This is a genomic window from Streptomyces sp. bgisy130 (assembly GCF_057708345.1).
Genome location: NZ_JBYISA010000029.1, coordinates 38,382 through 51,144, shown reverse-complemented (window position 1 = coordinate 51,144; position 12,763 = coordinate 38,382). Strand labels below are relative to the sequence as shown.

The following is a 12,763-nucleotide window of genomic DNA, read 5'->3' as shown; positions in this document are numbered from 1 at the left end:
CGGATCAGCCGGTCCCGAGTTCCCTGTCGATCAGGTCGAACATGTCCTCATCGCTCGCTTCCGCGAGTTCGTCGTCAACGGTCTCCACCGGTGGCGGCGCCTGGCCTTCCCAGTCGGCGAGCAGGCCGCGCAGCCCTTCGGTGAGCGCCCGCCGGGCGTCGTCGGTGGCCGCTTGCAGTGCGCTCGCGACCTGTTGCAGCTCGGGGAGCACGGCGGTTGCGCTCCCCGGTTCCGGTTCCGGGGGCAGGAGTTCGCCCCGCAGATATTCGGCGAGCGCGGTCGGTGTGGGGTGGTCGAAGACCAGAGTGGCGGGGAGCATGAGCGCGGTGACCGCATTGAGCCGGTTGCGCAGCTCCACTCCGGTCAGTGAGTCGAAGCCCAACTCACGGAAGGCCCGAGCGGGCCGGACCGCGTCGGTCGAGGAGTGCCCCAGTACGGCGGACGCATGGGTGCGGACAAGGTCCAGGAGCATCCGCTTGCGCTTGGCCTCCGGAAGCGCGGCCAGCCTCCCCGGCAGGCCCGAACCCTTCTCGTCGGCCTCGTCCGCCTTGTCCTTCTGGCCGGCGAGCAGTTGCCGTACGTCCGGCAGCTCGTCCAGAAGCGGACGGGGCCCGCTCACCGTGTAGGCGGGGAGGAAGCGGTCCCATCGGATGTCGGCGACGACGAGGGTGGTCTCCCCGTGGTCGATGGCTTCCCGCAGCGCATGTACGGCCAGGCCGGGGTCCATTGCGGGGACACCGCGGCGCCGCAGCTGCTCGGCCACGGCCTCGTCGACCATGCCGCCTCCGGCCCAGGCACCCCAGGCGATGGAGGTGGCCGGGCGGCCCTGCGCCCGGCGCCATTCGGCGAGCGCGTCAAGAGCAGCGTTGGCTGCCGCGTAGGGTCCCTGTCCGCCGTTGCCCCACACTCCGGCGCCGGAGGAGAACAGCACGAAGGCGTCCAGCGGGTGATCCGCCAGCAACTCGTCGAGGTGACAGGCACCGGAAACCTTGGCGTGTACGGCGGCCATGGCGTCGTCGAGGGAAGTCTCGCCCAGTGGACGGGCCTCGCCGACGACGCCCGCGGTGTGCACGACGGCGGTCAGCGGAGCCTCGCCGGTGAACGAGTCCAGCAGCTTGGCCACCGCGGCCCGGTCGGTCACATCGCATGCGGCCACGGTGACGCGCGTACCGAGGGCGGTCAGCTCGGCGGACAACTCGGATGCACCGGGGGCATCCGGGCCGCGCCTGCCGGCGAGTACCACGTGCTCCGCACCGCCGGCCGCGAGCGCCCGCGCCACATGGGCGCCGAGGGCTCCGGTGCCGCCGGTGACGAGAACGGTGCCGCGCGGCTGCCACGGCTCGGCCACAGCCGACGGGGCGAGGGGCGCACGCACCATACGCCGGACATGAACGCCGGAAGGCCGGACGGCATACTCGTCCTCGCTGCCGCCGTCACCGCCGAGCAGGGCCAGGAAACGGCGCAGCGCTTGCTCGTCGAGAGTCCCCGGCAGATCGATCAGGCCACCCCAGCGATCACGGTGATCGAGGCCGAAGACCCGGGCCAGACCCCAGATGGCAGCCTGGCCGGGGTTGCCTATCGGGTCGGACCCCTGGTGGGTTTCCGGTCCCCGGGTGAAGGCATCGGTGGAGACCGCGCCCTGGGTGACCGCCCACAGACGGGCGTTCATCTCCGTGTCGGCCAGTGCCTGGGTGAGTGCCAGGGTGCTGAGCAGACTGCTGGGCACTCCTCGGTGGCCGCCGGCATCCCGGTCGTCCAGCGCGAGCAGCGACACCACGTGCAGCGGGGTATCAGCCTCACCGCGCAGCGCCGCCAGCTGTGCCACCAGTTCCGCACGGTCGGCAGTGGCCGATACGGACATGATGCGGGCCCGGTCGCCGAGACCCTGGGAGGTCGCCTGCACGAGGTCGTCGTCCAGGTGGTCGGCGGGAACAGCGATCAGCCAACGTCCGGCCAACTCACCCTGCTCCGGCTCGGGTTGGGGCCGCCAGACGATCCGGTAGCGCCACCCGTCGACCGTGCTCCGCCGCTGACGGCCCTGCCGCCACGACGACAACGCCGGCAACACCTCACGCAAAGCCCCCGGCTCCGCCAGCCCCAACGTCGCCGCCAGACCCTCCAGATCCGCACGCTCCACCGCGTCCCAGAACCGCGCATCCACCGGATCGACCGCACCGTCCACAGACGACCGCCCGGACTCCAGCCAGTAACGGCGGCGCTGGAAGGCGTAGGTGGGCAGGTCCACGAGCTGCGGACGATGCCCGGCAAACGCCACCGACCAATCCACCTCCACGCCCTTCACATACAGCTCAGCGAGTGAGGTGTAGAGCCGCGACAGACCACCGTCGTCACGACGCAAGGTGCCCGTCACCACCGCATCCCCACCCACAACCTCGACGGTCTCCTGAAGCGGCACGGTGAGCACGGGATGCGGACTGACCTCCACGAAGGTGCGGTGGCCGGCCACGGTGAGGGCTTCAATGGCGGGCGCGAACTCCACCGTCTGCCGCAGGTTGGTGAACCAATACCCGGCGTCCATCTCCGCCGTGTCCAGCCACTCCCCCGTCACCGTCGAAAACAACGGCACGGACGACTTCCGGGGCGCGACCGGCGCCAGGACCTCCCGCAGCGTCTCCTCGATCGACTCCACATGAGCCGAATGCGAGGCGTAATCCACCTCAATGCGGCGAGCACGGACCTCGCGCTCCCGACACCTCCCCATCAGTTCATCGAGTGCGTCCGCATCGCCACTGACCACCACGGACGACGGCCCGTTGACCGCCGCCACCGAAATCCGACCGTTCCACGGCTTGATCAGGTCCGATGCATCGGGCGGGGACAGCGCTACCGACACCATTCCGCCACGGCCGGACAACGCACGGATCGCCTTGCTGCGAAGGGCGACCACCCGCGCGCCGTCCGTCAAGCTCAACGCTCCGGCGACACAGGCCGCGGCAATCTCTCCCTGGCTGTGGCCGACGACCGCCGCGGGCTCTACGCCGTGGGCACGCCAGACCTCCGCCAACGACACCATCACGGCCCACAACACCGGCTGCACCACATCCACCCGGTCCAGCCCCGGCGCGCCCTCAGCCCCACGCAGCACCGCGGTCAACGACCAGTCGATGAACGGCCCCAACGCCGCCTCACACTCCGCCAACCGGCCCGAGAACACCGGCGAAGAATCCAGCAACTCCACCGCCATCCCCACCCACTGCGACCCCTGCCCCGGGAAGACGAACACGGTCCTGCCCGGGTCGGCCGCCGCAGCGGCCGGGCTCAACTGCCCCAACTTTGTGATGAGTTCACCGGACTCCGAGCCCACGACCACCGCTCGATGCTCGAACGACGACCGCGATGCCGCCAACGACCACCCCACATCGACCGGCGACCAGCCAGAGCCCGTCACCCGCGACACCAACCGCTCCGCCTGCGCCACCAGCGCATCGGCAGAACGACCGGACACCACCCACGGCACGAGCACGCCGCCGGAGGCGGGAGACGAAATCGAAGCCGACTCCTGTTCCTGCTCAGGCTCCTCCGCCTGCTCGACGATCACATGCGCATTGGTCCCGCTGATCCCGAAGGCGGAGATTCCGGCGCGGCGCGGACGGTCGTCCTCCACCGTCCACGGCCGGGCCTCGGTCAGCAGCTCCACCGCGCCCGACGACCACTCCACCTGCGGCGACGGCTCGTCCACGTACAAGGTCGCCGGCAATTCGGCACACCGCATGGCGAGCACCGTCTTCATGACACCGGCCATCCCGGAAGCGGTCTGGGTATGCCCGATGTTCGACTTGACCGAGCCGAGCCACAGCGGCCGGTCCGCCTCCCGCTCCTGCCCGTAGGTGGCCAGCAGCGCCTGCGCCTCGATCGGATCACCGAGCGACGTGCCCGTGCCGTGCGCCTCCACCACGTCCACCTCACCGGCCGACAGACCGGCATCGGCCAGCGCGGCCCGGATCACCCGCTGCTGCGAAGGCCCGTTCGGCGCGGTCAAACCGTTCGACGCACCGTCCTGATTGATCGCCGTTCCGCGGACGACCGCCAGCACCGGGTGCCCGTTGCGGCGGGCGTCGGACAGGCGTTCCACCAGCAGGACACCGACACCCTCGGAGAGTGCAAAGCCGTCGGCCGCCGCCGAGAACGGCTTGCACCGCCCGTCCCGTGCCAGCCCCCGCTGACGGCTGAAACCGATGAACGGCCCGGGATCAGCCATGATCATCGCGGCTCCCGCGACGGCGAGCGAGCACTCCCCCGAGCGGAGTGCTCGCACTGCCATGTGCAAGGCGACCAGTGCGGACGAGCATGCCGTATCGACCGTTACGGCCGGGCCTTCCAGTCCCAGTGTGTAGGCGACCCGGCCGGAGGCGACGCTGGTGGCCGCCCCGGTCGCGAGATATCCCTCGATGTGCCCAGGATCCGCCGCGCGAAGGCGGTTCCCGTACTCCTGGTCGGTGACGCCCATGTAGACACCGGTCCCGCTGCCCCGCAGGGACTTGGGGTCGATGCCCGCACGCTCGAAGACCTCCCAGGAGGTCTCCAGAAGAAGCCGCTGCTGCGGGTCCATCGCCAGGGCCTCACGCGGCGAGATCCCGAAGAAACCGGCGTCGAAGTCACCGGCGTCGCGCAGGAATCCTGACTCCCGGACGTAGCTGCTGCCCGGCTGGTCGGCATCGGGGTCGTAGAGGCCCTCCAGGTCCCATCCGCGGTCGGTGGGGAAGGCGGACATCGCATCGATGCCTTCCCGCACCAGCTGCCACAGGTCCTCCGGCGACTGGACGCCCCCCGGGTAACGGCAGGCCATGGACACGATCGCGATCGGGTCGGCGTCTGCGTCTGCGTCTGCGTCTGCGGAGATGGGCGCGGACGCGGGCGCCGCGGACGGCTTCGCGGCGGGTTCCTCCTCGCCTGTCATCTCGGCGCCGACGTAGCCGGCGAGCGCGGCCGGGCTGGGGTGGTCGAACACAACAGTCCGTGGCAGCCGCAGCCCGGTGGCACGGCTCAGGCGGTTGCGCAGCTCGACGGCGGTCAGGGAATCAAAACCCAGCTCCTTGAAGGGGCGTTCGGAGTCCACGGGGGTCGTCGTCTTGTCGTGACCGAGCACGGCGGCGATCTGTTCACGGACGAGATCCAGCAGTACGGCGGTGCGTTGCCGGACATCGAGTCCGGCGAGCCGCTGAGCGAGCAGCGACCGGGCGGATCCGCGCGCCGTGCTGTCGCTGCCGTCGCCGCCGCCCCCGTCCCCATCCCCGTCTCCGTCTCCGTCTCCGGCCTCGTTCTCGTCCGCAGCGAGTTGCGGGATCTCCGTGAGCAGGTGACTGGGCCGTACCGAGGTGAAGACGCTGCTGAAGCGCTGCCAGTCCACCTCGGCGACCGCGATCGAGGTGTCGCCGTGGTCGAGCGCCTGCTGGAGCGCGGTGAGCGCGGTGTCCGGGTCGATGACGGGCACTCCGCGGCGCCGCAGTACCTCGTGAACCGAGTCGGCGATCATGCCGCCGCCGGCCCAGGGGCCCCAGGCGACCGACAGTACCGGCAGCCCGTCGGCCCGGCCGCGTTCGGCACGGGCGTCGAGGAGGGCGTTGGCCGCGGCGTATGCGCCGTGGTCGGCCACTCCCCAGGTGCCGGATATGGAAGAGAAGTAGACGACCGCGTCGAGTTCTGCGGGGTCGAGTACGGAGGCCAGATGGCCGGCTCCGGCGACCTTGCCCACGAGCGCCGCCGCGAGGTCTTCCGGACCGGCTCCGGCCAGCGGACCGAGGACGCTGACACCGGCGGCGTGCACAACGGCCCGCACCGGTTCCCCGTCCTGCTCGATCTGCCGCACGAGGTCCGCCACCGCCTGCTGATCGCCCATGTCGCACCCCGCCACGGTGACCTGGACGCCCTGGTCACGGAGTTCGGAGCACAGTGCGGCCACGCCGGGGACATCGGCGCCACGACGGCCGGTGAGGACGAGATGTTCCGCGCCATGGGCGGCGAGCCAACGGGCGATATGGGCGCCCAGCGCTCCGGTACCGCCGGTGACGAGAACGGTGCCGCGGGGCCGCCAGGAGTGCCGCGGCGTCACACCGACGACCGGTGCGGGAATCAGCCGCCGCCCGAACAGGGCGGCCCCGCGGACAGCGAGCTGGTCCTCGTCGTCACCGGCTGCCAGGATCCGCGCCACCAGTGCCGCCGGCCGGCCGTCCGCCGCCGGCTGACCACCGGCCTGGGCGGGCATGTCGATGAGGCCGCCCCAGCGCTCCGGGTGCTCCAGCGCGGCGACCCGGCCGAGCCCCCAGATCCCGGCCTGGTCGGGATTCACCGGCGCACCGTCCTCGCCGGTGGCGCTGCCGGTGGCGACCGCACCTCGGGTGACGCACCACAGCGGGGCGCCGATCCCGGCTTCTCCGAGCGCCTGGAGCAGTGCGAGGGTGAGCGAAAGACCGGTGGGAACGCAGGGGTGAGTACGGTCCGGCCGTTCATCCAGGGCCAGTAGTGACAGCACTCCGGCGTACGGAGCGGACTCGGCGCGCAGCAGATCCGCCAGCTCGGCGCCGTCGTCCACCGTCAGTGAGTGTGCGCGTGCGCCCGCTTCCTCCAACGCCTCCCGGGCACCCCGCACCAGCACGTCGTCCCCGTACCCGGCCGGAACCACCACGAGCCAACTGCCGTCAAGTTGCCGGGCGGCCGGCTCGGTGAGGGGCCGCCACACAATGCGGTAGCGCCAGCCGTCCGCTGTGTCCCGCTGCCGCCGACTCCGGTGCCACGACGACAGCGCAGGAAGCACCTCGTTCAGGGTCTCGACGCCGGGCAGCCCGAGCGTGCCCACCAGCGCTTCCGCGTCCTGGTCCCCGACGGCCGTCCAGAACGCCTCTTCCTCAGGGGATACGGCCACGGCCGGAGCATCCGGCTCCAGCCAGAAGCGCTGCCGCTGGAATGCATACGTCGGCAGCTCCACCCGGTGCGGGCGCCGGTCGGCGAACACGGGGGACCAGTCGACGTCGACACCGTGCGCATACAGCTCAGCGAGTGAGGTGTAGAGCCGCGAGAGACCACCGTCGTCCCGGCGCAGGGTGCCCGTCACCACCGCCTCCACACCGGCAGCCTCGACGGTCTCCTGAAGCGGCACGGTGAGCACGGGATGCGGACTGACCTCCACGAACGTGCGGTGACCGGCCGCGATGAGGGCTTCGACGGCAGGCGCGAACTCCACCGTCTGCCGCAGGTTGGTGAACCAGTACCCGGCGTCCATCTCCGCCGTGTCCAGCCACTCCCCCGTCACCGTCGAAAACAACGGCACGGACGACGTCCGGGGCGCGAGGGGCGCCAAGACCTCCAGCAACTCCTCGCGGATCGACTCCACATGAGCCGAATGCGAGGCGTAATCCACCTCGATACGACGAGCCCGGACCCCGCGCTCCCGGCAAACCTCCCTCAGCTCATCGAGTGCATCCGCGTCACCGGAGACCACAACGGACGACGGGCCATTGACCGCCGCCACCGAAACCCGACCGTCCCACGGCTCGATCAACCCCGATATCTCGGAAGAGGACAGCGCCACCGACACCATCCCGCCACGACCCGACAGCGCACGGATCGCCCTGCTCCGCAGCGCCACCACCCGAGCGCCATCGTCCAGACTCAACGCCCCGGCAACACAGGCCGCCGCGATCTCCCCCTGACTGTGACCCACAACCGCCGCAGGCTCCACACCATGAGCCCGCCACACCTCCGCCAACGACACCATCACCGCCCACAACACCGGCTGCACCACATCCACCCGATCCAGACCCGGGGAGCCCTCGACCGCACGCAGCACCTCGCGTAGCGACCAGTCGGTGAACGGCTCCAACGCCGCCTCACACTCCGCCAACCGGGCCGCGAACACCGGCGAGGAGTCCAGCAACTCCACCGCCATCCCCACCCACTGCGCCCCCTGACCAGGGAACACGAACACCGTTCCTGACCCAGGGGCAGCGGGTACGGAGCCCGTGGCAGTACGGGGGCCGGGGTCGCCCTCGGTCACGGCGTGCAGCTCCGAGAGCAGCGCGGCGCGGTCGGCGCCGATGAGCACCGCTCGGTGTTCCAGTGCCGCGCGGGTCGTGAGCAGGGAGTGCGCCACGTCGTACGGTGCGGCGTCGGGGAGGGAATCGAGATGGGTGGCGAGCGCGGCTGCCTGTGCGCGCAGTGCGTTCGGGGTGCGGCCATGCACGACCCATGGCACAACCGGACGCTCGATGGCGCCGTCACCCGTTTCGTCGCCGCCCTGGTCCTCGTCGCCGCCCGGCCCGTGCGGGGCTTCCGACGGACGCTGTTCCACGATCACATGCGCATTGGTGCCACTGATGCCGAAGGACGAGACACCGGCCCGGCGCACCTGCCCGTTCTCCTCCCACGGCTGCGCCGCGGTGAGCAGCCGTACCGCGCCTGCCGACCAGTCCACATGCGGGGACGGTGCATCGAGGTGCAGAGTTTCCGGCAGCACGCGATGTTGCAGCGCGAGCACCATCTTGATGACCCCCGCGACCCCGGCGGCGGCCTGGGTGTGACCGATGTTGGACTTGAGCGAGCCGAGCCACAGCGGCCGGTCCTCGTCGCGGTCACTGCCGTATGTGGCGAGCAGCGCCTGGGCCTCGATGGGGTCGCCGAGCGCCGTCCCGGTACCGTGCGCCTCGACCGCGTCGACCTCGGACGGCTGAAGCCCGGCAGCGGCGAGCGCGGCCCGGATCACGCGCTCTTGCGAGAGCCCGTTGGGGGCGCTGAGACCGTTCGAGGCGCCGTCCTGATTGATGGCGCTGCCGCGCATCACGGCCAGCACCGGGTGGCCGTTGCGCCGGGCGTCCGACAGGCGCTCCAGCAGCAGGATCCCGGCGCCCTCGCCCCAGGCCGTGCCGTCGGCGGCGGCGGCGAACGGCTTGCACCGTCCGTCGGGCGCGAGCCCCCGCTGCCGGCTGAACTCCACAAACATTCCCGGCTGGGACATCACCGTCGCCCCACCGGCGAGCGCGAGTGTGCACTCTCCTCCGCGCAGCGCCTGCGCCGCCAGATGCAGCGCCACCAGGGATGACGAGCACGCCGTGTCCACGCTGATGGCCGGTCCTTCGAGACCGAGCGTGTAAGCGATGCGTCCGGAGGCAACGCTCGTGGTCGTTCCGGTCAGGACATGCCCCTCGACCTGGTGGCTGGCCTGGTGGAGACGGGGGCCGTACTCCTGTGCCATGGCACCGACGAACACACCCGTGAGACTGCCGCGGATTCCCGCCGGGTCGATACCTGCCCGTTCCAGCGCCTCCCAGGAGGTCTCCAGGAGAAGCCGCTGCTGCGGGTCCATCGCCAGGGCCTCACGCGGCGAAATCCCGAAGAACCCGGCGTCGAAGGACGCGGCATCCAGGAACCCGCCCTCGCGTGCGTAACTGGTGCCCGAACGTTCGGGGTTCGGGTCGTACAGGCCGTCGGTGTTCCAGCCCCGATCAGTGGGAAACGGCGACACCGCGTCCACTCGGTCCCGCAGCACCTGCCAGAGATCTTCGGGCGACCGTACGCCACCGGGGTAGCGGCAGGCCATCGCGACGATGGCGATCGGCTCATCGGGGTCGATGGCCGGGCGGTGCGCTTGTTCCACGGCGTTGCTGCCGCCCAGGAATTCCGCGTCGATATGGCGAGCCAGCCGGGCGGGAGAAGGATGGTTGTACAGCGCCGTGGACGGCAGCCGTACCGTGAGCTCCCGGTTCAGCCGATTGCGCAGCTCCACCGAGGTGACCGAGTCGAAGCCCAGATCCTTGAAGGTCCGGCCCACGTTGACCGCGGAGGGCTCCCGATGGCCGAGCACTGCGGCAGCGTTGTCCCGTACGACATCGAGCGTCGGCCGGCTCGTCCCGGAGCCGGCGGAGGTGGCATCGGCGGGCCGGATCGGCTCCTGGGAAGCGGACCGGCTGGGGCGCTCGGCGGTGTGCTCCACCCAGTGCCGCTCGCGCTGGAAGGCGTAGGTGGGCAGATCCACGAGCCGGGGACGATGGGCAGCGAAGGCCGGGGACCAGTCGACGTCCACACCGTTCACGTACAGCTCGCCCAGTGAGAGGTAGAACCGGGCGAGCCCGCCCGCACCGCGGCGCAGCGTGCCCACCACCACCGCCTCGGCACCCGCGTCCTCAACCGTCTCCTGCACCGGCATCGTCAGCACCGGATGCGGGCTGACCTCCACGAACGTGCGGTGACCGGCCGCGATGAGGGCTTCGACGGCAGACGCGAACTCCACCGTCTGCCGCAGATTGGTGAACCAGTACCCGGCGTCCATCTCCGCCGTGTCCAGCCACTCCCCCGTCACCGTCGAAAACAACGGCACGGACGACGTCCGGGGCGCGACCGGCGCCAGAGCCGCCCTCAGCGTCTCCTCGATCGACTCCACATGAGCCGAATGCGAGGCGTAATCCACCTCGACCCGTCGCGCACGCACCCCACGCTCCCGGCACGCCGCCACCAACCGGCCCAGAACATCACCATCACCGGACACCACCACCGACGACGGGCCATTGACCGCCGCAACCGAGACCCGACCGTTCCATGCCTTGATCAACTCCTCCGTCTCGGGCCGGGGCAACGCCACCGACACCATCCCGCCGCGACCCGACAGGGCACGGATCGCCTTGCTGCGCAGCGCCACGATCCGGGCGCCGTCGGCCAAACTCAGCGCCCCGGCGACGCAGGCCGCGGCAATCTCTCCCTGGCTGTGCCCCACCACCGCGGCAGGCTCCACACCATGGGCGCGCCACACCTCCGCCAACGACACCATCACCGCCCACAACACCGGCTGCACCACATCCACCCGGTCCAGACCCGGGGCGCCCCACAGCCCACGCAGCACACCGGTCAACGACCAGTCGGTGAACGGCTCCAGCGCCGCCCCGCACTCCGCCAATCGACGCGCAAACACCGGCGAGGAATCCAGCAACTCGACCGCCATCGCCACCCACTGCGAGCCCTGACCAGGGAAGACAAACACCGCCCCGCCAGAGCGGTCGGCCACTTCGCCGAGTGTCACTGCGGCATCGGCATGTCCGTCTGCCACCGCGCGTACCCCGGAGGTCAGTTCGCCGGTCTCTGCCCCGACGACGACCGCCCGGTGCTCGAACGACGTCCGCGACGCCACCAACGACCAACCCACATCAACCGGCGACAGACCAGACCCCGCCACCCGTGACACCAACCGCTCGGCCTGCCCCGCCAACGCACCCGCAGAACGGCCCGACACCACCCACGGCACCACCACACCCGCACCCGCACCGGAGGACACAGCCGTCGACGCAGCAGCGCACTCCTCCTCGGCCGGCTCCGTCCGCTCGGGCTGCTCGGTCCGCCCCACGATCAGGTGCGCATTCGTGCCGCCCATGCCGAACGAGGAGACGCCTGCGATGAGTTGCCGGCCCTCCTGCGCCGTCCATGCACAAGGCTCCGTCTGCACCCGCAGGTTCAGGGCATCAAGCGGAATGTCGGGGTGGGGTGTGGTGAAATTCAGGCTCGGCACGAGGTGTCCGTGCTCCACGCACAGCACCACCTTCAGCAGTCCTGCGATTCCTGCGGCCCCTTCCAGGTGGCCGATGTTCGACTTGACCGAACCCACCGGCAGCGGGGTGCTCCGCCGTGGGTCGGTGCCGAGAGCGGCGCCGAGTGCCGCCGCCTCGATGGGGTCGCCGACTTTGGTGCCGGTGCCGTGCAGTTCCACATAGCCGATATCGACGGGGTGGATGCCGGCACGTTCGCAGGCCAGGCGCAGCACCTCTTCCTGCGCGGCGGCACTCGGCGTCGTGAGTCCGGGCCCGCCGCCGTCGTTGTTGACCGCTCCGCCGCGGATCACGCAGTGGACATGGTCACCGTCCGCCAGTGCCCTGGCCAGCGGCTTGAGGACGACGAGGCCGCCTCCCTCGCCGCGTACGAACCCATTGGCACGGGCGTCGAAGGGGTAGCAGAGGCCGCTCGGGCTGAGTGCGCCGAAGCGGGACATGGCGATGGTGCTCTCGGGGGCGAGATTGAGGTGCACCCCGCCGGCCAGGGCGGTTTGGCAGTCTCCACGACGCAGACTGTCGCATGCGGCCTGGACCGCGACGAGCGACGAGGACTGAGCGGTGTCCAGGGTCATGCTGGGGCCGCGCAGACCGAGGTGGTAGGAGATGCGGTTGGCGATGAGTCCGCGGTTGAGGCCGGTCGGAGTGTGATGGTCGAGTGCTGCGGGGCCCTGCTGGTGGACGAGTACGGCGTAATCCTCGACGGTGGCTCCGATGTACACCCCGGTCCGGTGGCCGTTGAGCCTTTCGGGGCGGATGCGGGCGTTTTCCAGGGCCTCCCAGCCGAGTTCGAGGGCGAGTCGCTGCTGCGGGTCCATCGATTGCGCCTCGCGCGGTGAGACGCCGAAGAAGGTGGCGTCGAAGGCGGCGACGTCGTCGAGGAAGCCCCCCCGGGCCGGCTCGGACACCCCTGACCGCGCCAGGAGTTCGGTGGTCCAGCGGTCGGCGGGCGCCTCGGTGACGGCGCTTCTGCCGTCGCGGAGGAGTTCCCAGAGGGCGTCGGGATCGGCCGCCCCGGGCAGGCGGCAGGAAAGGCCGATGACCGCGATCGGCTCGCCGTGTGGCGAGGGAATCGTGGAGCCCGCGGATTCCGACCCGTTCATCAAACGCACTCCCTACGCGAAGCGGCACCGGCTTGCGTTCACCGTTCCACAGCGGCGGGCTCCGAAAGGCGGGCCGAAGGCCACCTCTAGGGGAACTCCTAGGCGCGGCAGAAGGTC

Annotated in this window: 1 protein-coding gene; it reads right to left on the bottom strand. The window is 70.7% G+C overall.

Going from position 1 to position 12,763, the window contains the following annotated elements; all coding sequences use genetic code 11:
- Nucleotides 1-4: 4 nt before the first annotated feature.
- Nucleotides 5-12,646 carry a type I polyketide synthase gene (locus AC3EUV_RS28895; RefSeq protein WP_435604209.1) on the bottom strand — a complete coding sequence of 4,214 codons (12,642 nt, stop codon included), beginning with the start codon at nt 12,644-12,646 and terminating at the stop codon, nt 5-7.
- Between the last annotated feature and the right edge of the window lie 117 nt (nt 12,647-12,763).